Annotated in this window: 14 protein-coding genes; 7 read left to right on the top strand and 7 right to left on the bottom strand. The window is 71.0% G+C overall.

All coding sequences use genetic code 11. The annotated features are described in order from the left end of the window. Nucleotides 1–47: 47 nt before the first annotated feature. From ACGFWI_RS00110 to ACGFWI_RS00125, 4 genes are all read left to right on the top strand, one after another. The gene (locus ACGFWI_RS00110) at nucleotides 48–2,600 is read left to right on the top strand and encodes an ATP-binding protein (protein ID WP_393903600.1); all 2,553 of its coding nucleotides are present in this window, start codon (nucleotides 48–50) and stop codon (nucleotides 2,598–2,600) included. Between the two features lie 79 nt (nucleotides 2,601–2,679). Continuing rightward, nucleotides 2,680–3,363, top strand: coding sequence for a response regulator (locus ACGFWI_RS00115; protein WP_093491608.1), 684 nt, complete (start codon nucleotides 2,680–2,682; stop codon nucleotides 3,361–3,363). 117 nt (nucleotides 3,364–3,480) lie between these two features. Next, nucleotides 3,481–3,879: an OB-fold nucleic acid binding domain-containing protein gene (locus ACGFWI_RS00120; RefSeq protein ID WP_030088861.1), complete on the top strand. Its 399-nt coding sequence runs from the start codon at nucleotides 3,481–3,483 to the stop codon at nucleotides 3,877–3,879. 3 nt (nucleotides 3,880–3,882) lie between these two features. Next, entirely contained in the window at nucleotides 3,883–4,767 is an 885-nt protein-coding gene (locus ACGFWI_RS00125) for a DUF3159 domain-containing protein (protein ID WP_393903601.1), read from the top strand. Between the two features lie 137 nt (nucleotides 4,768–4,904). Here ACGFWI_RS00125 and ACGFWI_RS00130 read toward each other — a convergent pair whose 3' ends face one another. Together ACGFWI_RS00130 and ACGFWI_RS00135 are read right to left on the bottom strand one after the other, a co-directional pair. After that, nucleotides 4,905–5,576: a potassium channel family protein gene (locus tag ACGFWI_RS00130; RefSeq protein WP_393903602.1), complete on the bottom strand. Its 672-nt coding sequence runs from the start codon at nucleotides 5,574–5,576 to the stop codon at nucleotides 4,905–4,907. Beyond that, nucleotides 5,573–6,241, bottom strand: a complete 669-nt coding sequence (locus tag ACGFWI_RS00135) for a potassium channel family protein (RefSeq protein WP_393903603.1) — start codon at nucleotides 6,239–6,241, stop codon at nucleotides 5,573–5,575. Before ACGFWI_RS00135 ends, ACGFWI_RS00130 begins: the two co-directional genes overlap by 4 nt. 329 nt (nucleotides 6,242–6,570) lie before the next feature. Between ACGFWI_RS00135 and ACGFWI_RS00140 the strand changes: the two genes are divergently transcribed. From ACGFWI_RS00140 to ACGFWI_RS00150, 3 genes are all read left to right on the top strand, one after another. After that, nucleotides 6,571–8,583, top strand: a complete 2,013-nt coding sequence (locus ACGFWI_RS00140) for an NAD-binding protein (protein WP_393903984.1) — start codon at nucleotides 6,571–6,573, stop codon at nucleotides 8,581–8,583. A gap of 403 nt (nucleotides 8,584–8,986) precedes the next feature. Continuing rightward, complete coding sequence (locus tag ACGFWI_RS00145) at nucleotides 8,987–11,038, top strand: APC family permease (protein ID WP_393903604.1); 2,052 nt, start codon at nucleotides 8,987–8,989, stop codon at nucleotides 11,036–11,038. A gap of 217 nt (nucleotides 11,039–11,255) precedes the next feature. Further along, nucleotides 11,256–12,584, top strand: coding sequence for a class I SAM-dependent RNA methyltransferase (locus tag ACGFWI_RS00150; protein ID WP_393903605.1), 1,329 nt, complete (start codon nucleotides 11,256–11,258; stop codon nucleotides 12,582–12,584). Nucleotides 12,585–13,045: 461 nt separating this feature from the next. Here the strand turns inward: ACGFWI_RS00150 and ACGFWI_RS00155 are convergent, their stop codons facing one another. From ACGFWI_RS00155 to ACGFWI_RS00175, 5 genes are all read right to left on the bottom strand, one after another. After that, the gene (locus ACGFWI_RS00155) at nucleotides 13,046–15,619 is read right to left on the bottom strand and encodes a DUF262 domain-containing protein (protein WP_393903606.1); all 2,574 of its coding nucleotides are present in this window, start codon (nucleotides 15,617–15,619) and stop codon (nucleotides 13,046–13,048) included. A gap of 102 nt (nucleotides 15,620–15,721) precedes the next feature. Further along, nucleotides 15,722–18,016, bottom strand: coding sequence for a UvrD-helicase domain-containing protein (locus tag ACGFWI_RS00160; RefSeq protein WP_393903607.1), 2,295 nt, complete (start codon nucleotides 18,014–18,016; stop codon nucleotides 15,722–15,724). Beyond that, a complete protein-coding gene (locus tag ACGFWI_RS00165) occupies nucleotides 18,013–24,945 on the bottom strand; it encodes a DEAD/DEAH box helicase (RefSeq protein ID WP_393903608.1) in 6,933 nt (2,310 codons plus the stop codon). The genes ACGFWI_RS00160 and ACGFWI_RS00165 overlap by 4 nt, the downstream gene beginning before the upstream one ends. Nucleotides 24,946–25,057: 112 nt before the next feature. Next, nucleotides 25,058–25,687 (bottom strand): hypothetical protein, encoded by a 630-nt coding sequence (locus ACGFWI_RS00170; RefSeq protein WP_393903609.1) that lies wholly within the window; start codon nucleotides 25,685–25,687, stop codon nucleotides 25,058–25,060. Then, on the bottom strand, nucleotides 25,684–26,901 hold the full coding sequence (locus tag ACGFWI_RS00175; RefSeq protein ID WP_393903610.1) for an AAA family ATPase: 1,218 nt from the start codon (nucleotides 26,899–26,901) through the stop codon (nucleotides 25,684–25,686). Before ACGFWI_RS00175 ends, ACGFWI_RS00170 begins: the two co-directional genes overlap by 4 nt. Nucleotides 26,902–26,911: the final 10 nt, after the last annotated feature.

A 26,911-nucleotide genomic window follows, 5' to 3' on the forward strand; every position in this document is an offset into this window, starting at 1 on the left:
GCAGGTTCAGCCCGGTGGGGGCGGCTTTCACGTAAGACAATGGGGCCATGGCACGCGGCAAGCTACGGATATATCTCGGCGCGGCACCGGGCGTCGGTAAGACGTACGCGATGCTGTCCGAGGCGCACCGGCGCGTGGAGCGGGGCACGGACCTCGTCGTGGCGTTCGTCGAGCATCACGGCAGGCCGCGTACGGAGGTCATGCTGCACGGGCTGGAGCAGATCCAGCGCCAGGAGCTGGAGTACCGCGGCACGGTTTTCACCGAAATGGACGTGGACGCGGTCCTGGAACGCGATCCGGCCGTGGCGCTGGTCGACGAGCTGGCGCACACCAACGTCCCCGGCTCGCGCAACGGCAAGCGCTGGCAGGACATCGAGGAGCTGCTGGAAGCCGGGATCGATGTGATCTCGACGGTCAACATCCAGCACCTGGAGTCACTCGGGGACGTCGTCGAGTCCATAACGGGTGTGCGGCAGCGCGAGACCGTGCCGGACGAGATCGTCCGCAGGGCCGACCAGATCGAGCTTGTCGACATGTCGCCCCAGGCGATCCGCCGGCGTATGGCGCACGGCAACATCTACCAGCCCGACAAAGTGGACGCCGCCTTGTCCAACTACTTCCGGCCTGGCAACCTCACGGCGCTGCGCGAGCTGGCCCTGCTGTGGGTCGCCGACCGGGTGGACGAGTATCTGCAGGAGTACCGGGCGGAGCATTCGATCCGCTCCACCTGGCAGGCGCGTGAGCGCATCGTCGTCGGACTGACCGGCGGGCCGGAGGGCCGTACGCTGATCCGCCGCGCGGCGCGGATGGCGGCGAAGGGGTCGGGCAGCGAGGTGCTCGCCGTCTACATCGCCCGCAGCGACGGGCTCACCTCGGCCTCGCCCAAGGAACTCGCCGTCCAGCGGACCCTGGTGGAGGACCTGGGCGGCACGTTTCATCACGTCATCGGGGACGACATACCCAGCGCGCTGCTGGAGTTCGCGCGCGGGGTCAACGCCACCCAGATCGTGCTGGGCTCCAGTCGCCGCAAGGCCTGGCAGTACATCTTCGGGCCGGGTGTGGGGGCGACCGTCGCTCGCGAATCCGGGCCCGATCTCGATGTGCACATCGTCACCCACGAAGCGGTCGCCAAGGGCCGGGGGCTGCCGGTGGCGCGCGGTGCGCGGCTGGGGCGGGCCCGGATCATCGCCGGCTGGCTCGTCGGCGTCGTCGGACCGGCCCTGCTCTCGCTGCTGCTGAGCGGCATGGTGAACGGCCCCGGGCTGGCCAACAACGTCCTCCTCTTCCTCTTCCTGACGGTCGTCGCCGCGCTGCTCGGCGGGCAGCTGCCGGCCCTGGCGTCCGCCGCGGTCGGCTCGCTGCTGCTGAACTTCTACTTCACGCCGCCCACCCACACCCTCACGGTCAACGACCCCAAGAACATCGTCGCCATCGTGATCTTCTTCGCGGTGGCCGTCTCGGTCGCCTCCGTGGTGGACCTCGCCGCCCGCCGCACCCATCAGGCCGCCAGGCTGCGCGCCGAGTCGGAGATCCTGTCGTTCCTGGCGGGCAGTGTGCTGCGTGGCGAGACGACCCTGGACGCCCTGCTGGAGCGGGTGCGGGAGACCTTCGGCATGGAGACGGTGGCACTGCTGGAGCGCGCCGGCGACGTCGACCCGTGGACCTGCGCGGGCCGGGCGGGCGGTGACCACGGCACGCCGCTGATGCGCCCCGAGGACGCCGATGTCGACATGCCGGTGGGCGACCACATGGCGCTGGCGCTGACCGGCCGCGTGCTGCCCGCGGAGGACCGCAGGGTGCTGGCCGCGTTCGCCGCCCAGGCCGCCGTCGTGCTGGACCGCCAGCGGCTGGTGGGCGAGGCGGAGCGGGCCAGGGAGCTGGCCGAGGGCAACCGCATCAGAACGGCGCTGCTGGCCGCGGTCAGCCACGATCTGCGGACCCCGCTGGCGAGTATCAAGGCCTCCGTCACCTCCCTGCGCTCCGACGACGTCGCGTGGTCCGAGGAGGACGAGGCGGAGCTGCTGGCCGGCATCGAGGCGGGTGCCGACCGGCTGGATCACCTGGTCGGCAACCTCCTGGACATGTCCCGGCTGCAGACCGGCACGGTCACCCCGCTGATCCGCGAGATCGACCTCGACGAGGTGGTGCCGATGGCGCTCGGCGGCGTACCGGAGGGCAGCGTCACCCTGGACATCCCGGAGGAGCTGCCGATCGTCGCCGTGGACCCGGGGCTGCTGGAGCGCTCGGTGGCCAATCTCGTCGAGAACGCCGTGAAGTACAGCCCGGACGGTGCGGTGGTGCTGGTCTCGGCCAGCGCGCTCGGCGACCGGGTGGAGCTGCGGATCGCCGACCGCGGGCCGGGGGTGCCGGACAGCGCCAAGGACCGGATCTTCGAACCCTTCCAGCGCTACGGTGACGCTCCGCGCGGTGCCGGCGTGGGCCTCGGGCTGGCCGTGGCGCGCGGTTTCGCGGAGGCGATGGGCGGCACGCTCGCCGCCGAGGACACCCCCGGAGGCGGGATGACGATGGTCCTCACGCTCCGTGCCGTGCCCGGCCGGCCGCCGGTCAGGCCCGACCTTCCGGCCCAGGCCACGACATGAGCCGGGCCGCACGGACCACTCTCACCACACGCCCGGCGGGCCCGCCCCGCCGGCCGACGACACCACGAGGAGAACGCCAGTGAACCGGGTGCTTGTGGTCGATGACGAGCCGCAGATCGTCCGCGCCCTCGTGATCAACCTGAAGGCGCGCAAATACGAGGTCGACGCCGCCCCCGACGGGGCCACCGCGCTCAGACTCGCGGCCGCCCGCCACCCCGACGTCATCGTCCTCGACCTCGGTCTGCCCGATATGGACGGTGTCGAGGTGATCAAGGGGCTGCGGGGCTGGACGCGGGTGCCGATCCTGGTGCTCTCCGCCCGGCAGACCTCCGACGAGAAGGTGGAGGCGCTGGACGCCGGCGCGGACGACTACGTCACCAAGCCGTTCGGCATGGACGAGTTGCTGGCCCGGCTGCGGGCCGCGGTGCGCAGGGCCGAGCCGACCGGACCGGCCGAAGACGAGGTGATCGTGGAGACGGAAGGTTTCTCCGTCGACCTCGCCGCGAAGAAGGTCAACCGCGGTGGCCGGGACATCCGGCTGACCCCCACGGAGTGGCACCTGCTGGAGGTCCTGGTCCGCAACGCGGGCCGGCTGGTCAGCCAGAAGCAGCTGCTCCAGGAGGTCTGGGGCCCCTCGTACGGCACCGAGACCAACTATCTGCGGGTGTACATGGCCCAGCTCCGCCGCAAGCTGGAGAGCGATCCCTCGCACCCGAAGCACTTCATCACGGAGCCGGGGATGGGGTACCGCTTCGAGCAGTGAGGGCAGCGGGCCGCGACCGGGATCCGGCCGCCGTGGCGGGGCGCGGCTTTGTGAGGCGGGTACGAACTCCGTGAGCGGGCCGTGATCTCGCGACCTGGCCACCGGTACGCTGGGTTTATGAGTGCTGGGACCCGTTCCGAGAAGCCGGCCGGTCGCTTCCGCCGGCTGCTCGACAGGCTGTCCTCCTCCGAGGAGGAGCTGCAGTCCGCCGAGCTGCAACAGGATGCGCAGGACGCGGGGTGCACCCGTATCTGCGACTGTGACGACCGGCAGATAGTGAAGGTCACCGGCACCCTGCGGCATGTCACGCTGCGGCCGCGCGCCGGTGTGCCCGCGCTGGAGGCGGAGCTGTTCGACGGCTCCGCGGCGCTCGACGTGGTGTGGCTCGGACGCCGCTCCATCGTCGGGATCGAGCCGGGCCGTAAGCTCATCGCCTCGGGCCGGGTCTCCCTGAGCCACGGACGCCGGGTGCTCTTCAATCCGAAGTACGAACTCCGACCGCTCGGACAGGAGTAGCCGGTGACGTCTCACGACCGACCGACCACTGACGCGGATGCCGACCCCGATGCCTCCGCAGGCCCACCGACCGACTCGCCCGACCCGGGCGCCCAAGGAGCCGCCGACAGCAGGAAGGTGACCGAGGCGGCGCTGTTCGAGGCGTTCGGCGGCGTACGCGGCATGGTGGAGACCGTGGTCCCCGGCCTGCTGTTCGTCACGATCTTCACGATCAACAAGGACCTGCACATCTCGGCGATCGCCGCGCTGGCCGTCTCGCTGGTGCTGGCGGCGGTCCGCCTGATCCGCAGGGACACCGTCAAGCACGCCTTCAGCGGCGTCTTCGGGGTGGCCTTCGGCGTGGTCTTCGCGATGATGACGGGCAACGCCAAGGACTTCTACCTGCCGGGGATGCTCTACACCCTCGGACTGGCCCTCGCGTACATGATCACCACGCTCGCTGGTGTCCCGCTGATCGGGCTGATCCTGGGGCCGGTGTTCAAGGAGAACCTCTCCTGGCGCACCCGCAACCCGGGCCGGAAGAAGGCGTACGCCAAGGCCAGCTGGGCCTGGGGGCTGATCCTCTTCGCCAAGTGCGCGATCCTCTTCCCGCTGTACTGGTGGGCGGACACCACCCAGCTCGGCTGGGTGCTGATCGCGCTGAAGATCCCGCCGTTCCTGCTCGCGGTCTATCTCACGTGGATCTTCCTGGCGAAGGCGCCGGCGCCGATCGACGTCTTCGCCGAGATGGAGGCGAAGGAGAAGGCCGAGAAGGAGGCGGAGGAGCGGCGCCGCGGCGAGCGCGAGGTGCTCGACCGGGTCGCCGACGACCTCTTCCAGGGGATGGCGTCCGAGGCCGCGACGGAGGCCGACGACGAGCGGCCGCGGCGGGCCCGCCACCGCCGCTGACGGACCGGCGGTCGGCACACGCACACACCAACGCCGGGGGCCCGGGAACCGCTTGGTTCCCGGGCCCCCGGCGTTGCGTACGGCCGGTGGTGCGACCCCGGCGGCGGACGGCCGCCGGGTGCTGCCGGGGTCCGGCGCTACGCCTCCTCGCGCCGCACGGACAGCAGGTCCTCCAACTGCTCCTCGCGCGACTGGGCCGCGACGAACAGCAGCTCGTCGCCGGCCTCCAGCGCGTCTTCCTTGTTGGGCGTGAGCACCCGGGTACCGCGGATGATCGTCACCAGGGAGGTGTCCTCGGGCCACTCCACATCGCCGACCCGGGTGCCGGCCAGCGCGGCCTCCGGGGGCAGCGTCAGCTCGACGAGGTTGGCGTCGCCGTGGCTGAAGCGCAGCAGCCGTACCAGGTCACCGACGCTCACCGCCTCCTCGACCAGGGCCGACATCAGACGCGGCGTGGAGACCGCGACATCGACGCCCCAGGACTCGTTGAACAGCCACTCGTTCTTGGGGTTGTTGACCCGGGCGACGACCCGGGGCACGCCGTACTCCGTCTTGGCGAGCAGCGAGACGACGAGGTTGACCTTGTCGTCGCCGGTCGCCGCGATGACGACGTTGCAGCGCTGCAGCGCCGCCTCGTCGAGCGAGGTGATCTCACAGGCGTCGGCCAGCAGCCACTCCGCCAGCGGCACCCGCTCGACCGAGATGGCGGTCGGCGCCTTGTCGATCAGCAGGATCTCGTGCCCGTTCTCCAGCAGCTCGCCGGCGATGGAACGGCCCACCGCGCCGGCGCCCGCAATCGCGACCCTCATGCGTCCGCCCCTTCAGGACCCGTGGCGAATGCCGCTTCGACCTTCTCGACCTCGTCGGTGCGCATCATCACATGCACCAGATCGCCTTCCTGCAGCACCGTCTGCGAGGTCGGCAGCATCGCTTCGCCCAGCCGGGTGAGGAAGGCGACGCGGACGCCGGTCTCCTCCTGGAGGGTGCTGATCTTGTGTCCGACCCAGGAGGGGGCGGTGTGCACCTCGGCGAGCTGAACGCCGCCGCTCGGGTCCCGCCACAGCGGTTCGGCGCCCGACGGCAGCAGCCGGCGCAGCATCTGGTCGGCCGTCCAGCGGACGGTGGCGACGGTCGGGATGCCGAGGCGCTGGTAGACCTCGGCGCGGCGCGGGTCGTAGATGCGGGCCGCGACATTCTCGACACCGAACATCTCACGGGCCACCCGGGCGGCGATGATGTTGGAGTTGTCACCGCTGGAGACGGCCGCGAACGCGCCTGCCTCCTCGATGCCGGCCTCGCGGAGGGTGTCCTGGTCGAAACCGACGCCGGTCACCCGCCGGCCGCCGAAGGACGACCCCAGGCGACGGAACGCCGTCGGGTCCTGGTCCACCACGGCGATGGTGTGACCCTGGCTCTCCAGGGTCTGCGCAAGCGCGGAGCCCACGCGCCCGCACCCCATGATGACGATGTGCATGCTGATTACCCCGTGCCCTGTACTAGCGCGCTGACCTGCACAAACACCCTGCTCACTACTTTCTTCTCCCAGTACCGGCGACACGAAGCCACGGCTCGCGACAGGACCGGGCGCGTCAGCGGAGGCGCTGGGCGCACCGTGGTCCGGTACAACCGTAGCCGTAATGACGCTCCCGGTAGGGGGCGCGGTGGGCCGTGGTCGGAAGCGGATCTGCGCCGTCCGCGCGACGGCATCTCGCGCCGGGCTGCGCCGCGCGGCGCCCGTAAGGCACGCTAAGAGGTGTGCCCAACCTGCCTCTCCAGCCCCAACAGGGCTCCTGCACCCCGCACATGGTGGTCTGCGGCGACGATGCGCTGGCGCATCGGCTCGCCGCCGAGCTCCGGGACGTCTACGGCGAACGGGTGACGCTCGTCGTCCCCTCCGCCCGGGAGCCGCACCGCCCCCGCATCCCGTCGCCGGCCCGTGCGCTCGGCCGGGCCACCGCGCTGCTGGGCCGGATGTCGGCGGCGATGACGCGTACGACACCGCTGCCGTCCGAGGGCCTCGATGACGGCGCGGAACCGTCGGAGGAGACCGTCCGGCTCCTGGAGGCGTCGCAGCCGGACGATACGGCGCTGATCGAGGCGGGCATCGTCGAGGCGGGCGCCCTGGCGCTGGTCTACGACGACGATGAGCTCAATATCCACGCCGCACTGCGGGCCCGCCGGCTCAACCCCCGGCTGCGGCTGGTCATCCGGCTCTACAACCGCAAACTCGGCCAGTATCTGGAGGAGTTGCTCGACCAGGCGGCGGCGGTCGCCGCCCCGGGCTCCGAGGACGGCGGGGACGCGGAGGCCGTCGATGCCTCCACGACCGTGCTCTCCGACGCCGACACCGTGGCCCCCGCGCTGGCGGCCACCGCGGTCGCCGGTACCAGCAAGGTCATCGAGGCGGACGGGCTGCTGCTGCGGGCCGTGGAGCGTGCGCCGGTGCCACCGGGCCGGCCCGGCGATCCGGGGCTGTGCACCCTGGCGCTGCTCTCCGCCTCCGCCAACGACCCCGAGCACGCACCGAGTTCGGCGGCCGGCGACGAGGGTCCCGTGCTGCTGCCGGACGACGCCGCGGCCGCGGGCGCCGTCGGCTGCGGAACCGTCGTCCTGGAGACCGTCTCCTACACAGGGCGGCCGGTGCGCCCCCGTGGACTGCGCGGCCGGGGCGCGCCGCTCGCCTCGCTCTTCTCCCGGCGGCTGCGCTGGTCCCTGGCCGCGGTCGTCGGCGCGGTGCTGGCGCTGGCCGTCGCCGGCTCCCTGACCACCGGCGAGGATCCGCTGCACGCCGCGTATCTCTCACTGCTGGACCTCTTCGCGATCAACGACCCGGCGATCCACGATCCGACGCCCCGCAAGGTGCTGCAGCTGCTGTCCGGGCTGACCGGGCTGTTGCTGCTGCCGGTGCTGGTCGCGGCGGCGTTCGAGGGGCTCGGCACCTTCCGCAGCGCCTCGGCGCTGCGCCGCCCGCCTCGCGGTCTGTCGGGGCATGTGGTGCTGCTCGGCCTCGGCAAGGTCGGCACCCGGGTGCTGGCGCGGCTGCACGAGATGGGCATCCCCGTGGTGTGCATCGAAGGGGACCCGGAGGCGCGGGGCATCGCGCTGGCCCGTCGGCTGCGGGTGCCGACCGTACTGGGCGACGTCACCCAGGAAGGTGTCCTGGAAGCCGCGATGATCGAGCGCGCGGCCACACTGCTCGCCCTGACCAGCGAGGACACCACCAACCTGGAGGCCGCCCTCTACGCCCGCTCGGTCAAGCCGCGGCTGCGGGTGACACTGCGGCTGTTCGACGACCGGTTCGCCACCGCCGTCTACCGCACCCTGCGCGCCGCGCATCCGCGTGCGCTGACCCGCAGCCGGAGCGTCACCTACCTCGCCGCGCCCGCCTTCGCCGGCGCGATGATGGGCCGCCAGATCCTCGGGGCCATTCCGGTCGAGCGCCGGGTGCTGCTGGTCGCCCGGGTCGAGGCACGCGGCCATGTGGCGCTGGAGGGCCGTACGGTCGCCGAGGTGCTCCGGCCGGGCCGGCTACGGGTGCTGGCGGTCGACACCTCCGCGCCCGACGACCCGGAGACGGACGGCGCGGCCGCCGCGCCACCGCCGGACGCGGAGCGCGAGCCGGCACATCTGGTGCACGAGCTCGGTGACGGCTACGTCCTGCGGCCGCAGGACCGGGTGCTGCTGGTCGCCACCCGGCAGGGACTGGGCGATCTCCACGCCCGGCGCCCACGGGCCGCGGGCACCGGAGCGGCCGCCACCGGGCCCGCGGGCACCGAAGCCGCCGGCACCGGGGCCGGAGCCGCCCGGCAGGCGTGACTGCGGCAGGCAGCGGCCTTCCACGCCCCTCCGCATGACCACGCATGACCGCCCACCATGACCGCCCACCTATGACCACGCCATGCCCCCTTACCTCTCTTCACGGCGACTCGGGCCTCGCGCTGCGTGACGGGCAGCGTCATTTCGTGACGGACGTCGCCGTTCCCGTGACGGATCGGGTCATCTGCGTGACGGGCCGGGTCATCCACGTGACGAACGCCACGGAGCCGGCCTGTCGGAGCCGTGACGTGCGCGCGACGTGCGGATCCTGTGGAGGCGACGGGCTGTGCTGGGCCCTCAGCAGGGCAGACGCGCCCGGTTCGCCGCGCTGTGCTGCCCGTCGAAGCCACCCGATCCGGTAGCGGGTGGGCGCAGACCTTGACGAAGGCTTAGCATCCTCTGCGTGTCCAAACTGACCGACGTGCCCAAACGGATCTTGATCGGGCGCGCACTGCGCAGCGACAAGCTCGGGGAGACCCTGCTTCCCAAGCGCATCGCACTCCCTGTCTTCGCCTCCGACCCGCTTTCCTCCGTGGCGTATGCGCCGGGCGAGGTGCTGCTTGTCCTGTCCGTCGCGGGTGTGTCTGCGTACAACTTCAGCCCCTGGATCGCGGTCGCGGTCGTGGTGCTGATGTTCACCGTCGTCGCGTCGTACCGGCAGAACGTGCACGCCTACCCGAGCGGTGGCGGTGACTACGAGGTCGCCAACACCAACCTCGGTCCCAAGGCCGGTCTCACCGTCGCCAGCGCACTGCTCGTCGACTATGTGCTGACCGTCGCGGTCTCCATCTCCTCCGGAGTGGAGAACCTGGGCTCCGCGATCCCGTTCGTCGTCGAGCACAAGGCCCTGTGCGCGATCGCCATCATCGTGCTGCTGACGCTGATGAACCTGCGCGGCGTCAGGGAATCGGGCAAGCTCTTCGCGATCCCGACCTATGTCTTCGTGGCCGGCGTCTTCATCATGATCATCTGGGGTGTGATCCGCGGCGTCGTCATGGGCGACACGATGAAGGCCCCCACCGCCGACTTCACCATCCACGCCGAACAGGGCGGGCTGGCCGGCTTCGCCCTGGTCTTCCTCCTGCTGCGGGCCTTCTCCTCCGGCTGTGCCGCGCTCACCGGCGTCGAAGCGATCTCCAACGGCGTCCCGGCCTTCCGCAAGCCGAAGTCCAAGAACGCCGCCACCACCCTGGCCCTCATGGGCGGCCTGGCCGTCACCATGTTCTGCGGCATCATCGGCCTGGCCATGGCCACCCACGTCAGGATGGCGGAGGTCCCCGCCAAGGACCTGTTCGAGCACGGCAAGCCGCTCGGCGCCGGCTACACCCAGGACCCGGTCATCTCACAGGTAGCCTCCGCCGTCTTCGGCAACGGCTCCTTCCTCTTCATCATCCTGGCCGCCGCCACCGCACTGGTGCTGTTCCTCGCCGCCAACACCGCCTACAACGGCTTCCCGCTGCTCGGCTCGATCCTCGCCCAGGACCGCTATCTGCCGCGCCAGCTGCACACCCGCGGTGACCGCCTGGCGTTCTCCAACGGCATCGTCCTGCTGGCCGGCGCCGCCGCGATCCTCGTCTACCTCTACGGCGCGGACTCCACCCGCCTCATCCAGCTCTACATCGTCGGCGTCTTCGTCTCGTTCACGCTCAGCCAGACCGGCATGGTCCGCCACTGGAACCGCCATCTGCTCACCGAGACCGACCCGGCCAAGCGCCGCCGGATGCACCGCTCCCGCGCCATCAACGCCTTCGGCGCCTTCTTCACCGGCCTCGTCCTCGTCGTCGTCCTCCTGACGAAGTTCACCCACGGCGCGTGGGTGGCGCTGCTCGGCATGGTCATCTTCTTTGTGACGATGTCCGCGATCCGCCGCCACTACGACCGGGTCGCCGACGAGATCGCCGCCGAGGACACCCCCGACGACGACGTGGTCCGCCCCTCCCGGGTGCACTCCCTCGTCCTGGTCTCCAAGGTGCACAAGCCCACGCTGCGGGCCCTGAACTACGCCAAGCTGATGCGCTCCGACAGCCTCGAAGCGGTCAGCGTGGACGTGGACCAGGCCGACACCAAGGCCCTGCGGGAGGAGTGGGAGCGCCGCGGCATCGAGGTGCCGCTGAAGGTCCTGGCCTCCCCGTACCGCGAGATCACCCGGCCGATCATCGACTACGTCAAGTCACTGCGCCGGGAGAGCCCGCGCGACGCCGTCTCCGTCTACATCCCGGAGTACGTCGTCGGCCACTGGTACGAACACCTCCTCCACAACCAGAGCGCCCTGCGCCTCAAGGGCCGCCTCCTGTTCACCCCCGGCGTCATGGTCACCTCCGTGCCCTGGCAGCTGGACTCCTCCGAGGCCGCCAAGCTGCGCGCCCGCAAGCGCGCGGAGTGGAACGCTCCGGGTGCGGTCCGCCGTGGTCCGGTCACCCAGCCGAAGAAGGAAAAGGCGGCCACCAAGAAGTAGGGGCCCCACCGCTCGGCGGGACACCGGGGGAGGCACGGGCGGCAGGACGGACGCCACGTCGAGTTACGGGTGGCCACCACACGCCCCGACGAGGCGCGAGCCGCGGAACGGCCCCGTCACGGCACGGGGCCGGGGCATGACACGGTGGGACGTAGACTTGACGGTCGGCGTCCCGCCGTACCACCCCCGCACCACCCACCTCAGGAGCCCTCCCGCCATGCAGGCAGAACCGAAGAAATCGCTGGTCGGCGAGGAGTACGAGGTCGAGGTCGGCCCGGTCGCACACGGCGGCCACTGCATCGCCCGCAACGACGAGGGCCAGGTCCTCTTCGTACGGCACGCCCTGCCCGGCGAGCGCGTCATCGCCCGCGTCACCGACGGCGAGGAGGGCGCCCGCTTCCTGCGCACCGACGCCGTCGACATCCTCACCCCCTCCAAGGACCGCGTCGAGGCCCCCTGCCCCTTCTCCGGCCCCGGCAAGTGCGGCGGCTGCGACTGGCAGCACGCCGCCCCCGGCGCCCAGCGCCGCCTGAAGGCCTCGGTCATCGCCGAACAGCTGGAACGACTGGCCGGGCTGTCGCCGGACGACGCCCACTGGGACGGCACGGTCGAGCCCGCCCCCGGCGACAAGGTCGCCAAGGGCGAGGTCCCCGCCTGGCGCACCCGTGTCCAGTACGCCGTCGACGCCGACGGTCACGCGGGGCTCCGCAAGCACCGCTCCCACGACGTCGAGCCGGTCACCCACTGCATGATCGCCGCACCGGGAGTCTCCGAACTCGGCATCGAGAAGCGCGAGTGGCCCCAGATCGCCACCGTCGAGGCGATCGCCGCCACCGGCTCCCACGACCGTCAGGTCATCCTCACCCCGCGCCCCGGCGGCCGCCTCCCCATCGTCGAACTCGACAAGCCGGTCTCCGTCCTGCGCATCGGCGAGAAGGACGGCGGCGTCCACCGCGTCCACGGCCGCCCCTTCGTCCGCGAGCGCGCCGCCGACCGCACCTGGCGGGTCGGCAACGGCGGCTTCTGGCAGGTCCACCCGAAGGCCGCCGACCTCCTCGTCGAGGCCGTCATGCAGGGCCTGATGCCGAAGAAGGGCGATATGGCCCTTGACCTGTACTGCGGCGTCGGCCTCTTCGCCGGCGCCCTCGCCGAACGCGTCGGCGACAAGGGCGCGGTCCTCGGCATCGAATCCGGCAAGCGCGCCGTCGAGGACGCCCGCCACAACCTCCAGGACCTCGACCGCGTACGCATCGAACTCGGCAAGGTCGACCAGATCCTCCCCCGCACCGGCATCACCGACGTCGACCTCGTCGTCCTCGACCCACCCCGCGCCGGCGCCGGCAAAAAGACCGTCACCCACCTCGCCTCCCTCACCCCCCGCCGCATCGCCTACGTCGCCTGCGACCCGGCAGCCTTGGCCCGCGACCTGAAGTACTTCGCGGAGGCGGGGTATGTACCGCGGCGGATGCGGGCGTTTGATTTGTTTCCTATGACGCATCATGTGGAGTGCGTGGTGGTGCTGGAGAAGGCGACCAAGGGCGCCTGACCTGCAGGTTTGTGGGCCGAGTGGTTTCTTCGACCTGTTTGCCTACCTGCACCGGGTGGAGTGGACGGTTCCTCCGTGGTGGACACCTTGACCTGCGGTTTCGGGAGAGTACGCGGTCCTGACGGCATGAGTGTCGTGGTGGCGCCGAGAACTCTTGACGCTCGAATGACGCCCGCTCGGCATGCTGCCGCATCGTCCACGCGTGGCCGAGGAGCACCGGCGGAGGCCCGACCTCCCGGTAGCCACGCGGTTGCCGGGCCCGGTGCCTGCGTGCCCTGAGTCCGGACGCGGGGAGCTTGCAAACACCGGTTGAGCGGACGATGGCAATGGGCCGGACGTCGGGGATGGCGGCCAACCACGAGAGGTCGCCGATGTTGCGGAGCGGCGGACCCGCCATCGCGTTCCCAGTGCGGAAAGGGGCTGTCAGAGCCGCCTGTTCGTTGAAGCCCACGCGAGACGCCTCAGGCCGTCTCCCGGGTGCCCCAGCAGTGACGGAACCACGTGAGTGTCTCGGCAAGCAGTTCGCGGTTGTGGTCTTCCTCCAAGAGGGAAAGACGGAAGCTGGGACGCAGCGCCAGCTTTCCCTCGGAGATGTCGACGCCCTTCAGCTCGTTGAGGCGCCCCAGGAGTTCGGCGCGCAGCCCGCGGTCCGTGAAGGGCTCGCGCGCGGCCAGGTGCTGGAACACCACCTCCGCCGTGCCGCCACACCCGCTGCCCGGGTAGAGCGTCAGCGGCCAGATGCCACGGCCTGGTGCCCCGGCCTCTCCGAGCATGAGGAACGCGCTGGTGGTGACCTGCCCGGCGCCGTGGCCGACCCATCCGCCGCCCTCCTCCCAGCGGTGGAGGAGGGAACGGACCGCTGCCACCGTCTCGGGGGAGTCATCTGCCGCGAGCTGACGGAAGAACCGGTCGGCGCGTGTCTCCCCGCCCTGGCCTTGTGCGGTGCGCTGAGCCGCGTCCTCGCCGTCCGCCTCGGTGTCGGCAGCGCCGGTGAGCAGGAGGGCGAGATCGTCGGCATTGACGCGTTGCGCCGGATCGGCGGCACCGTTGACCGTGAAGCGGATGCCGTCCGCGGTCAACCGGGCGCGGACGTCGCCTTCGTCGTCCGGGGACGTCCAGCGGAACCCGTCGGAGACTTTGCCTTGGGAGGTGAGCACGCGGTACGCATTGGCCACGCCCGGGGTATCGGCCAGGTGGTTACCCACGGCCTGGGCGCCCGAACCGAGAAATGCGGCAAGGTCGCCGTAGGACGTCCAAGTGCCGTGAGGGAGCGCTGCGAGTACCTGATGGGCCAGCTGCCAGTCGCGGCTGCGCTCTGCCCGACCGATTCCGCGCAGAGGGGCCGGCCACAGAGTGGTCGCGCGCTCGGCAAGGTCGTCGGCGCGGGTCAGGATCTCCTGGGTGCCCCACCGCTCGGTGGCGGCGATACGTCGGTTCATCTCCAGGTGGCTGCTCTTCAGCAGGTCCTGCTTGCGCTCGAACGGGTGGTTGGACAGCTCCGAGTTGACTGCCGTGAGTGTCAGGTTTCCGAGTGTGTGCCGCAGTTGCACGTGCAGGTCCTCGGCGGTCTCCGCGGCGGTCGCGTCCTCGTGCAGCATCCGCATCCACTCGTCCCCGGCGGACTGGGGCAGGACGTGCTCGATTGTGAGCTGCGCGGTGGCGAAGTCCACCGGCTCGGGGTGCCCATAGCTCTCCTCCAGCCGCTGGAGCACCATCTTGCGCTGATGCCACCGCCCGTACTGGTAGAAGGGGGCGGTCCGGATCTTTCCGCGCAACTCGTCGTCGTCCGGCCAGAAGCGGTTGTCGGCGGAGAGCAGCTGATGCAGACCGTCGGCAACGGGAATATCCCGCGGTAGCTGTCCGGGCACGGCCTGGAAGACCCGGTTGAGGTTGTTCGTCGGCACCCGGCAGATCATCCGGCGCACCAGGAAGCTCTCGATGTACGACAACGCTCGGACGGTTTCGGAGGAATCCAGTTCCCCGCGCTCACGCCGGTCCATCAGCAGCATCAGAGCGGGGTAGGTGACCTGGGCCTGCCAGGTGTCCAGACGACGCAGATGGGCGCGGACGGTGGGGTCCGCCTCTTCCTCGGGGTGGAGCAGCCGACGGAACAGCGCGCCGCGGTGGCGCAAGTCCCGGATGTACGCCTCGATCTCGGCCTCAGTGATCTCGCGGCGCTCGAAGTGCTGTTGCTGAGAGGCGTAGAGGTCCTGGCGGCGCACCCGGTCGTCCCCGCCCAGCACCAACTGAAGCCACATGAGCTGTTCGAGTTCGTCGTTGCTGAGGCTGTTCTGCAGCGGCAGCCAGTAGGTCTCGTAGACGTGCTCACCACGCGTGGGCAGCCGCATGAACAGGTAGTTGCGCAGCAGGTCGGCTTGGCTGAGCTTGAGGCCGGTGTTGTTGAGGGACTCGAAGATGCGGTGGACGTTGTCGCCGCGCTCGGCGGTCACCGCCACCAGCGTGAGCCGGGAGGTGAGGGCCTGCTCGATGCGGAACACGTCCTGCGGGGCGGCCGGGTCCTCCGCTTCGACGAGTTTGCGGCGGAAGAAGCCGTAGGCCGTGCCGACGTTTCCGCCGCCGGCCGGAGTTTCGAGCGGGCCACGGATGTGCGCGGCGAACGCTGGTCGGTCGGCCTGCGTCGGCAGCAGCCGGAAATGGTCGGTGCCGCTCTTGCGCTTGTTGATCAGGTATTCCTCGTTGATGCGCTCGGCCTCGTCCGGCTGAGTTTCCGCGATGTGGTCGCGGATTGCGGCCAGAGCGAGTGACAGCGTCGTGAGTCGCTGCTGGCCATCGACGACGAGCCATCGGGGGAACGTCGCCTCGTTCTGCGGGGAAGGCGCGAGGACGACCGAGCCCAGGAAGTGGGCGCTCGCGCTGTCCCCCGACTCCAGCAGCTCGGCCTGCTCCAGGATGTCGGCCCAGAGCTGTCCCAGCTGGCGCTCGGTCCAGGAATACGTCCGCTGATAGAGCGGCACCTGGAACTGCTGGGCCCTGCCCTGTACGAGATCGGCGAACAGGGTCTCTTTTGCCTGCATGATGTCCCCCCGGCGAACGGTGCGTGACGACGTGCGGGAACGACCCTAGGGCCGCCGCCCGGGGGAAGGCGGGCCAAGGCGGAAATCCCCCCGGGCCGGGTGTCACCTGCCGCTGTGCCCGGTCTCCGCCCATGAGCTGTCGAGGAACGGGCTGGGCGTGCCGTGCCAGAAGACGTCCACGCTGTCGCGCGCTCGGGTCGCGGCCACGAAGAGCAGGGATCTGGCCCGCTGCATCTCGTGCCGGTAGCGGGTGGGTTCGCGGTCACGCAGCCGGCCCACGTCCTCACGCGGAACGAGCCCGTCGGTCACGCCGGCGAGGATCATCCGCTGGTACTCCAGCCCCTTGAACCGGAACATCGTGCCGATGTGCACGCCGGCGGAGCCGTTCGGTCCGTCGGAGCGGATCTCGACCGAGTCGATGCCGTGCAACTTCAGCGTGTACCCCATCTGCGCCGCCATCTGATTGGTCGGGACGCACACCGCGATCTGCTCATGCGGAATGGCCGTGTCCGTGTCCGCGTCCCACCCCGTGATCAAAGCCGCCACACCCTCTCGCTCCGCCTCCCAGTCCGGGAAGGCGTGCCCGGTCGGGAGCCCGCCGTTGAGCACGGACCGGTACCCGGCGAGGGTCTCCGTGCCGCCGTCGAGATCGTCGTACGTGGTCTCACCCAGGACGCCGAGGGCCGAGCGCAGGATCTGCCGTGTGGTGCGGTAACTGAGGGTCAGCTTCGCGGACCGGCCGCGGATGTTGATGCCGAGACTGCCCAGCGTCACCTGGTTCTTGTAGATGCGCTGGTGGGTGTCGCCCACCAGGAACAGGTCGTCCGACGTACGGGGGGCCATGGCGCGCAGCATCTTCCAGTGGGCGGGGCGCAGGTCCTGGGCCTCGTCCACCACGATGTGGCGATAGTGGTAGCGCAGCCAGCCTGCGGAGCCGTCCGTCAGGTGGATGTTGTCGAGGCCGCCGGCTTCCTCCCGCTGCCGGGCGATGTTCCGGATGCGCTGTTCGCGGCCCATCTCAAGGCGTGCCGCGCGCTCCGCCACCTGGTCCCAGGTCTGTCGTCCGAGCCGGTCGAGCCGCTGGGTGAAGCGCTCGGCGAGCTGCCAGATCTCGGCCCGCTCGCCGCGGCCGATGCTCTTGCCGCGCCCGGCCCGCCGGGCACGGAAGTAGTCGGTGCGGCTGCCGACGGCTTGGCCGAGGATGACCTGGGTCCACTCCTCGTGCAGGAACTCCGGGTCCCAGGTGTCCTCGCCCAACTCGTCGAGCAGCGCGCGCCACTCGCGTACGGCCTGTCCGTCGTCGATGGCCTGCTTGCCGTTGCCGGGTTCGGCCTCACGGACGACACGCAGCGCCAGCTGGTCGACGTGACTCACGTCGACCCTGCCGAGCAGTCCCTCACCGCCCAGTTCCAGCAAACGGGAGCGCAGGTCGGCGGCGAGGTTCTTGTTGTAGGTGGTCAGCAGGACCGGCTTGTCGTGTCCCGGGGGGAGCTGCCGGACGAGGTGGCGTACCCGGTGCAGCGCGACGACGGTCTTGCCCGTGCCCGGCCCACCTCCGACCCGGGCCGGGCCGTTGTAGCGGCGTTCGACGAGTTTGGCCTGAGTGGGGTGCAGGAAACTCTTCCAGCGGCCGAAATCCGCGCTCTCCAGTGCCCCGCGGAGGTCCTCGTCCGTGGTGGTGACGACCGTCGCAGGCCGCTGGGCGGCGGCCGCGAAGTCGTCCGGGTCGACCGGCTCGGTGGCGGCCACCGGCCCGGTCACCTGGCCGAGTACGTCGTCGTACGACGCGCCGTCGAACAGCGCGATCAGTACCTCGCCGGTCAGCTGCGGCGCGTACTCGACGAGTCCGAGCAGCTGGTCCTCGGTGGTGAGCGTGCGGATGACAGGCAACAGGGGTTCCGCGACGCCGAGTTCGGACAACTGGCGGTCGGACCAGGCCGTGAACAGCGGCTCGGGCCGTGGTGCAGGGGGGAGTGGTCCGGGGGGAGCCGGCGGGCGCGGCTCGGGTGCGGCCGGTGTCCGAGCGGGCGCGTCGGGCAGCCTGCCCAGGACGCTGTCCTCCACCACCTCCAGATCGACGTACTCGATGCCGCCGGTGACCTGGTTGACGCCGTACGAGAGCCGGTTGTAGACGTGCTTGCGGTGCTTGACCGAGACGATCAGCCAGTCGTCGTCGGCGAGGCGCAGCAGCAGAGCCCGGTACTCGTCGTTGACGCGTGCCGACCAGAGCCGGTGGTCCCCCTTGAGCTGCTGGAGTTTGAGGCCGGTGGTGTTCGGGTTCGTCCTGAACTTGTGCTGGAAGTCGAAGAAGGCGCCCTTGACCGTGCGGGGCAGCTTGAGGATTTCTTTGTCGGCCCTGTCGAGCAGGCGCAGTGTGACGCCGGAGGAGGTGGTCATCGCTTCGGCTCCCCGTCGCTGGTGGTGTCCTTGTTCCGGTCCCGGCCGTCGAGCCGGGCGATCAGCTCCGCGCCGTCCCAGCCGGCCGCCGTGCGGACCGTCCAGCCGGCCGCCGTGAAGGCGCGCTCCTGGTCCTCGGCCTCGTAGTCCGGCTCGTCGGCGGTCGGGCGGGGGGCCCGGAGCACGCCGATCCGGGCGTGCGGCCAGGCGAGTTCGGCCTGCCAGCCGTGGCCGTCCAGTTCGTAACCGTCCCTCGGGACCGGCACCGCCGCCGAGGCCAGCGTGTGCGCGAGGGCCGCGAGCCCCGGCTCCTCCGGATCCAGCAACTCGATGACACGGTTCCAGCGGGGGTCCCGCCCGTCGTCCGGGCCGCTGTGCGGCTCGGCGGCCTCCGGCTCCCGCGCGGCGGTCTCGTCGCCGGTGACGGCGGGGACGGCGGGTACAGCGGCGACTCCCACGGCGGAAGGCTCCTCCGCGGGCCGGTGGACCGGGACCCGCGCGGAGGTCAGCCAGCCCTCTCCGCCGGTCACGGTGAGGACCTCGGGGTCGAAGCCCTCGATCATGCCCGACGTCAGCTGCGCGCTGTCACCGCCGCCGTGTTCGAGGAACTGCAGCACGTTGCCCCACCAGAGCCAGGCGCGCCAGCGCCGCTTGTGAGCCGGTCCGTCCTCCAGGGCCGCGATGCCGTCGCAAAGGACCGCCAGTCCCGTCCACACGGGCGGTGTTTGCCTGCCGTCGGCGGCCAGCACCACGCGGCAGCCCGACGCATCGGAGCCGTACAGCAGTCGCACCGGCCCTGCGGCCCCGGAGGGTACGCCGCCGCGCAGCGCTTCTCGGAGGCCCGCGGCGGCCTCGGGGCCGGTGAGGGCGGCGCCACGGGTCCCGTCCGCCCCGCTCATGCCCGCGGCCACCGCTTCCGCCCGCCGTCGCCAGCGTTCGGGATCGGGCGAGCGCAGGTAGGCCAGGAGCGTTCGCGCGGGGTTGACCCACATCGTCTCGGCCAACTCGCCGGGCAGCCCGCGGCCCACCCGGTCGTAGTAGTCGCGGGCGCGCTGCTGTCCGGTGGTGGCGTAGGGCGTCCAGACGGAGGTGTCCGTGTCGGTCCCGGTGTAACCGGTGTCGTTGATCCGACGGCGCCATGCCATCACGTCGTGGTACGTCAGCTGGAACACCCGCAGCCCTTCGGCCCGGAGCCGGGTGCGCTTCCTGGCGTCGTCCGCGAGCCGGTTGTGCTCGCGGGTGGCGTGGTACGCGTAGCCGTCGAGGTACAGCGCGACGCGTGGGCCGGGGGAGTCCAACCGCTCCAGGAGTATGTCGGGCCGGGTGCCGTCCAGCGCGCGCTGCTGGGAGACGCGCCAGCTCACCGTGGACCCGTCCGGTGCCGTGAGCCTGAGATCAAGGGCGTAGGTGCCGGCCGAGGTGGTGTAGGCGTCCGCCGCCGCCTTCGACTCCGCCAGCTTCGCCCAGTCCCGGAGCGTCTCGACGAACAACACCTCCAGGTCGCTCTCGGCCTGCCGCTGGAGCGGGATGTCCTGGGTGGTCGTCACCCGTGAGGTGCGCCAGCGTTCGCCGTCGGCACCGAGCAGTTCGTCCAGCATCTGCCGGGCCTCGCTGCGGCTGACCTTGTCGTAGTCGGCGGCCGGCACCCGCCGCAGCAGGCACTGGTGGCAGCCGTCCAGGCCCTGCTCCTGGCACGGGCAGCGCTCGATGACCTCGCGTGCCCTGAGCAGCACCTCCCGGAAGCCGTCCGAGGAGGCCAGCCGGTGCAGGTAGCCGGTGCCGCCAGGCAGCCGGTCGTACACGACCAGGAAGCGCCGGGGCCAGTCGGCCTCCGGGTCGCCCGCGTTGTCGGGCATGGTCGCCTCGGCGATGTCGATGTGGTCGGGATCGCCGCCGTAGCGGGCGGCGATCCCGGCGAACAGGGTGGCGGTGAACGACGCGAGGCGCTCCTTGACGCGGGCCACCGAGGCGGGCAGCAGGATGCGGACGGCCTCGGTGGTCAGTTCGTGGGCCAGTAGCAGGGGCACGTCCCGACCCCCGCCATGGCCTCCGGCCGTGCTCGCCGCGGCGCCGTGGACCCGACGGCGCGGGCACCACAGCAGATGGTGCGCCGAGGCCGGGGCGGTCGTCGCCCCCGACTCGGTGAGCGCGTGCTGAGGTACGTCCACCACCGGTCTGCCGTCGGCCGTCGCGCCGCCGCACGAGGTGCAGACGTAGAACGGGTTGAGGCGGACGTCCTCCCCGGCGAGCGGGACCGTGCTGCTGCCGTCCTCGCGGTCGAGACCGAGGTTCAGGGTCCGGATCGTGGCGTGGCGGGTGAAGTCCACGCCGAACACGGCCTCGTCGTGGCGCCAGGACCCGGTAACGAGGCGGTCGGGGTCGATGTCGGCGGTGGTGAGGGTCGCGTAGCGCCTGCGGTCGCGTTCGTCGCGGTCGTCGCGCACCCTGGCGTCCTCGCGCTTGTCGCGGGACAGCACGCGCCGGGGCCGCAGCACGTACTGGACGCAGCCGGCGTCGGCGATCTCCCGGCCGCGGCAGCGCGGGCACGGCGCCGTGTCGCGTTCGGCGTTCTCGCTCCGCACATAGCCGCAGGCGGGGCAGAGCCGCCACACCGACCAGGCGCGCCGGTCGGGACCGCCGATGTCGAGGGCGCGCACCACGTGCCGGTAGCCGTTGACGTAGAAGCTGTTGCCGGGGGCGAGTTCGGTCAGGGCAAGGGTGCTGGACCGTTCGTAGTCCCGGGTCTCGCTGCGGTACACCTTGGCACCGGCCGGCCGGGCCCCCTCTTCCTGCGGGCCGTCTTCCTCGTCGGGGGTCTCCGACCAGTACAGCGTCGCTTCCAGCCGGGTGGTGGTGTCGGTCAGGCTGTAGTTCGGCAGCAGTCCGAGGTCCACCAGGGTGGCGTGCGCGGCGGACTGGCTCAGTTCCCGCAACAGGTCACCGGCGGCACGACGCTCGGCCAGCAGTTCGCGCCGCTCCTGGTCCTGCGAGTCGTCGGACCGGGCCAGCTGTCCGGCCGCCTCGTCGATCGCCGCGATTCTGCGGCGCACCTCCTCGCGTCGGCCGGTCCAGTCCTCCTCCGCCTCCTGCAGCACCCGGACGATCCCGCCGGTCGCGTACGCGCGCAGTGCGTCCGCCGCGTGCTCCGAGACGCCCTCCGCGGCGGTGTCCTGGCCGTCGCGAGCGGGGAACAGCGCGAGGAACTGCTCCACGAGGCTCGCCCCGTGCGTCTGCGCGGCGTCCGCGAGATCCTGGCACCATCCGCTGGTACCGAAGAGGGCGGACGACAGCCGGGGCACGGGTGCGAGCGTCTCGCCGTCCGAGGTCCGCAGTTCCCCGCGGGCCGCCAGGTCCAGGAGCCGGGCGGTGTACTGGCGGCGCAGGATCTCCACGGCCGACAGATAGCAGCCCGGCGGCAGGATGGTCCCGGCGATCATCTCGCGTGGCTGGTCCAGGTAGTACAGGTCGCGCGCCCGGCGTCCGCCGAACGCGACCACCAGCGCGTTGCCCGTGCGTCGTCCGGCCCGCCCGGCCCGCTGCACGTAGTTGGCCGGTCCGGCGGGAAGGGAGCCCAGCAGGACGGCCGACAGGTCGCCGATGTCGATGCCGAGTTCCAGGGTCGGGGTGCACGACAGGACGTTGGGGTCGGTGTAGTGCGTGCTCGCCTTGAAGGCGCGCTCGACACGCTCCCGTTCGGGACGGCCGAGCATGCCGGTGTGCTCGGCCGTCACCACGCGGAAGGTGCCGCCCGTCAGGTACAGGCGACGGTAGTAATCCCGGCTGAAGTCCCGCTCCCGCACGGGCCTGGCGGGTCGGATGCCTTCAACTCCGGTGGAGACCATGTGGGGCTGAGGGGCGGTGAGTTGTCCCTTGCACCGATAGCGGGGGCAGGGATGGCCGTACCAGCGGGTGCGCCGCTCGGGGACGACGACCTGCTGCCAGCCGCAGTCCTCGCAGGCGACGAAGGCCCTGTTGACGACGGCGTCGTCGAGCAGCCGGACCTGGATGTGACCGGGCTGGAGCCCGTACACCCGGGTCTGCCGGTCGCGGGCGGTCCGCGTCGACAGGACACCGGCGTCGGCGAGGTGGGGCAGCAGCCTGCGCAGGTATTCGGTCGCCGCGGCGGCGTCCAGGCCCAGGCATCTGCGGGTCCAGTCCTGGTACCAGCCCAGCCGTCCGGTGACCGTGTCGAACTCGGATCCGTCCTTCTGCCCGTCCAACAGGAAGCGCGGCGGAGCGACGCCCTCGGGGAAGGCGGGCATGCCCTCGGGCCTGCGCCCGGAGATGAGGTAGCGGTTGGTGCCGGCTTCCTTGATCCAGGTGTCGAGCCAGCGGTGCCGCACCGCGCCGCGCAGCCGCAGCCGTTCCAACAGGCCCCGGACGTAGGCCAGGTAGCGTTCGGCCGTGGGCAGCCCGCCCACGGCCAGCAGTTGGCCTGGCAGGGCCAGATGCACGTCCCGTGCCAGGGCGGTGACGCTGTCGGGGTCGGCCACCGTCACCTCGGCCGCCGCGGTCCGGGTCAGTTCGAGGGTGCGGCCCATGCGGCTGCGCAGCCCGAACTCCATGACCGTCGCGAAGGCCAGACGCTCGCCGATCAGCCGCCAGGTCCGCGCATCGCCCGTGCCCCGGCCGGAAAGCAGGCGGTCGACCCCCGGTTCGTCGTGGAGGTCGGGAGGTACTACGGCGGCCAGCGCCTCGGGATCGTCCACCGATTCCAGGACGAAGCCGATCAGATCGTTCAGCGCCGTCGGAGCCCCTGATTCTTCCAGGTTGTGCGCGAGCAGCGAGCGCAGCGAGAACTTGTACGAGGCGTTCGCGACGTATCCCGCCCGGTGTGCCGCGTCCTGGGTCGAGTCGTTGAACAGCAGCGTCTTGCGTTCCTCCGGGACGAGCGCGATGTCGCCGCCGGTGAACAGCTGGGTGACCGTCGCCGAGGCGAGGGCCGCCTGGGCGGTACCGAGGAAGCGGATGCTGTTGTCGGTGTGGCAGGCCGGACACCGGTCGTCCTTCGCGGCCTGGTCGGCGCTCTTCCGGTCGAGCACGGCCAGCGCGAACCAGGCGTCGACCAGTTCCCCGTCGTCCGCGGTGGTGGGCAGCCGGTAGGTGCCTCCTCCGCCGTCCAGGACGACGACGGACAGCGGGTCGACGCCGCCGTCCGAGGGCCGGGCGCCGGTCAGCGCGTCGAGTGCCTGCTGTCGCTCGCCGGGGGTGGCGGCGATGAAGTAGCGCAGGCGCCGCTTGTCCCGGCCGATGCCGGCCCGCCAGATGCGGTCCTGCGCGGTGACGAGCTGCTGCGGGTCGGCCTCGGGGGACAAGGCGGCCCATCCGGAGCGTCCGCAGTTGCGGCAGTACACGGCCGGAAGGTGCACCTGGGCGGGGCGCGGGGCGGTGTCGGCGCCTGGCAGCGGCTGCGGTCGGCGGCTCGACGCGTACGACGGCATGCTCCCCGAGGAGGCGTCCGAGTCCTCCTCGCCAGGCGGCGTGGCGCTGAGCGCGGCCCGGCGCGCGGCGGTCCGGTCGTCCTCGTACCAGCGGAACTCGGGGGTCGGTCCCACTCCGCGCAGCACCCGTGTCACGGGCCGCACCCACAGGTGCGCCTCGATGTGCAGCAGCGGCCGGGGCCGGCGCTCGTCGGAGTCCGGGTCGCGGGCGGCGGACAGCAGTGCCACGAACCGGGACAGCGCCTGGAGCGCCAGCCGGGGGTTTTCGCGCGCGGTGCGGCCCCAGGAGTAGCCGAACCGGCCCAGCCGGTCCCGCAGCGTCCACTCGTCCAGCGGTTCGCCGTCGAGGAGCGACAGAACGCCGAGGGTGAAGTCGTGCCGCTTCAGCAGCCGTCCGACGCGGAAGGCGTCCAGGCCGGAACGGCCCAGCAGCCGGGTGGCGAGCGCATCCAGGTCCAGCAGGTCGGGCCGTGCCTCGACGTCCGGCCCGCCGGACACCGCGACGACGTCCTGCGGGGACGGCGGTTCGGGCAGCTCGTAGTCGACGGCGCCGGTGAACTCGTCGGCGGCCATCCGCTCCTCGCCCACGACCGCGTCCGCCCCGAACGGCATGCCGAAGACCCGCGCCGCGACGTCGAGGATGCCCCCGTCCCCCTTCCCCGGCGCTCCCTCGCCGAGGGTCGCCGAGGTCGCCACCGGGCAGATCGTCCCCAGGGGCCGGCCGGGCCGGGCCGCGCCGGTGGCGGCGGCGAGCCTGCGCAGCAGCATGGCCACGTCGGTGCCCTGCGCGCCGTCGTAGGTGTGGAACTCGTCCAGCACGACGTACGCGGGCTCGGCGCCCTCCCACAGCCCCCGCTCCTCGCCGCGCTGGAGCAGCAGGTCGAGCATCTTGTAGTTGGTGATCAGCACGTCGGGCGGAGAGAGGCGCATCTCCTCGCGCCGCGTCATCACCCGCCGGAAGTCGGTGTCGGGTCGGTCGCCGATGTACAGACCCGCCGTGACCTGGGCCAGCTCCGGACGCGCCAGGTAGTCGGCGATGCGTCCCGCCTGGTCGGTGGCGAGTGCGTTCATGGGATAGAGCAGCACCGCCTTGATCCCGCGCCGGCCCTCGGCCTTCTGGCGCCGGCAGTGGTCCAGTACGGGGATCAGGAAGGACTCGGTCTTGCCGGAGCCCGTGCCGGTGGTCACCAGCGTCGGCCGGGCGGGCCCGCGCAGGGTGGACAGCCGGGCCCACGCCTTCGCCTGGTGCCGCCACGGAGCGAACCCGGGGAATCCCGCGGACCATTCCACCTCCCGCCGCCAGCCGTCGTCGGCGACGTGGAACGGTGTACGGATCCTCAGGTAGGGCCCGCGGAAGATACCGGTCTCGGGGTGGCCGAGGAAGCGTTCGAGGGCGCCGCGGGTGGTCTCGTCGGCGAGGGCGTACGTCGTCGTGAGGTACTGCGTCAGACTGCCGCGGAGCTGTGCGGCGGCCATGGTGGGCTTCACGACGGTCCCCCTTGCAATGCCGGTGCCCTGGTGATCGGTACCACCGTATATCCGCGGTGCGGGCGTTCCCGATGGCCTGCTGCCGCCCGGAGCCGCAGGTCACGCAGGTCGGCTACCAGGCTGCCAGCTCTGCGACGAACTCGTCGTACGACCGGTTCTTCCCTTCGGGGCGGATGACCTTCCCGTCCGCGCCGAGCGCCTTCTCCATGATGCGGGGAGCGTCCGACACCTGATACGGAGGTCTCCACGAGTGCTCTCTGAGCACTTTCTTGGGGTCGTGGACCTTGGCGAGGTCACAGCCTCTGTACCGGGCCTTGAGGGCCCAGCTGGAATTGACCTTGGTGAACGCAGAGGGGAACTGCATAAGCCATGCCTCCATCTCGAAGGCCGCCAGTGCAATTGCCAACGGGCACGCGAAGGCATTCCGGAGTTCGGCGCTGATACGTCTGCGGATCTCGCGATACTTCTCCTCGTTCACCAGGTCGAGGTCCACGTGCACCACGATGCCCGCCAACTCCGCCCGCGCGGATGCGCCCTGCACCAGTGTGCGCAGTCTGTCGATGCGCGGGGTCAGCTGCTTGTCGGCGTCCCTGAGATAGGTCTTGTCCCGGAGATTGACGATCTTTGCGTCGGGGCGGAAGGCCCGAACGAGGTGCCGGAGGACCTCCCGGTCGAAGTTGCCCTCGCCCGCGACGACTATGACGGAGTCCTTCTTCCCGCCGGTCTTTCCCTTGCCTTTCACAGCCCGCCCCCCAGCGTGTTCGCGAACCACAGTTCCCCGATGGGCATGCCCTCGGACGCTTCGATGACCTCGCGCACCTCGTCCGGTGTGAGCGCCGGGATGCGCGACGCCCCGTCCGCGTCTCTCTCGCAGACCACGAACTCGTCCGGGGTCAGTTCACTGACGAAGACGGGAGAATGAGTGGTGACCAGGAACTGCGCCCGGCGGCTCGCCTCCCGGAGTCGCACCGCGAGGAGTTCCAGTGCGTGCGGATGGATGCCGTGGTCGATCTCCTCGATGCAGGTGAGAGCCGGCGGCTCGGGATCGTGGAAGATCGACAGCAGGCACAGGACGCGCACCGTTCCGAAGGAGGCGTCTTCCAGCCGGGTGCGCCCCCGCAGGCCCTCTTCCTCCAGCTCGATCGAGAGATGGTCGTACGTCCCCGGGGTGTCCACGATGTGGATGTCGCGGATGTGGGGGATCACCGCTCTGATGTCCTCCAGCAGTGCCTCCCAGATGTACCTGCGGCCCTCCTCGTCCCTGATGGCTCGGAGCGTCTTGAGGAAGTCCGCGAGGTTGGAGGCGTCGTCCTTCAGGTGGCGCCCTGACCGGGTGATCGCGGAAGGCTTCCGCGCGGCCCGCACGTCCGGATCGAAGACCCGGATGCCGGAGAGGTGCCGCCTGATCTCTTCCACCGCGTGGGCCGTTGGGCTGTCCGCGGTCCAGGGCAGTGGCTGGTGGAGTGCGGACGCCATCCGGTCCAGGTCGGTGGTGCCCTTCAGGACGTCGGCTGCCAGGGAGCTGTTGATCTCCGCGGCCGCGCTCTTCAGGTTGAGCGAAGTTTCCGTTTCTTGCCGCGGGTGCTGGGTGAACCGCTCCTGCCGGTAGAGGACATGGTCGCGCGTCGGCACGCGACGCCGGTTGACGCTCAGCTCGTAGCTGTCCGGGTGTTCCTTCGACGCGAAGTCCGACCAGATGCCCTCGATGCCGATCGTTATCCGGGACACCGGTCTGGATCCGCCTCGAAAGCCCACGGCCTCGAAGCCGCCTCGCCCCTCCAGCGCCAGTTCGATGCCGTCTTCGGACACGCTACGCAGGAACTCCAGAGCGTGGAATACGTTCGACTTGCCCGCCGCGTTCGGACCGACCATGACGGTCAGCGGCCCGAGAGGCAGTTTCGTGTCGGTGAGGGTGCGGAAGTTCCGCACGGTCAGACCGAGTATCCGGTGGTTCACGCCTCGCGCC

The sequence above is a fragment of the Streptomyces sp. NPDC048434 genome, assembly GCF_043200375.1.
Taxonomy (GTDB): domain Bacteria; phylum Actinomycetota; class Actinomycetes; order Streptomycetales; family Streptomycetaceae; genus Streptomyces.

Excerpts from the sequence above, each read along its gene's own strand:
- ACGFWI_RS00110 (WP_393903600.1), top strand. The coding sequence starts at position 48 with ATGGCACGCGGCAAGCTACGGATATATCTCGGCGCGGCACCGGGCGTC.
- ACGFWI_RS00120 (WP_030088861.1), top strand. The coding sequence starts at position 3,481 with ATGAGTGCTGGGACCCGTTCCGAGAAGCCGGCCGGTCGCTTCCGCCGG.
- ACGFWI_RS00130 (WP_393903602.1), bottom strand. The coding sequence starts at position 5,576 with ATGAGGGTCGCGATTGCGGGCGCCGGCGCGGTGGGCCGTTCCATCGCC.
- ACGFWI_RS00135 (WP_393903603.1), bottom strand. The coding sequence starts at position 6,241 with ATGCACATCGTCATCATGGGGTGCGGGCGCGTGGGCTCCGCGCTTGCG.
- ACGFWI_RS00140 (WP_393903984.1), top strand. The coding sequence starts at position 6,571 with ATGGTGGTCTGCGGCGACGATGCGCTGGCGCATCGGCTCGCCGCCGAG.
- ACGFWI_RS00150 (WP_393903605.1), top strand. The coding sequence starts at position 11,256 with ATGCAGGCAGAACCGAAGAAATCGCTGGTCGGCGAGGAGTACGAGGTC.
- ACGFWI_RS00155 (WP_393903606.1), bottom strand. The coding sequence starts at position 15,619 with ATGCAGGCAAAAGAGACCCTGTTCGCCGATCTCGTACAGGGCAGGGCC.
- ACGFWI_RS00160 (WP_393903607.1), bottom strand. The coding sequence starts at position 18,016 with ATGACCACCTCCTCCGGCGTCACACTGCGCCTGCTCGACAGGGCCGAC.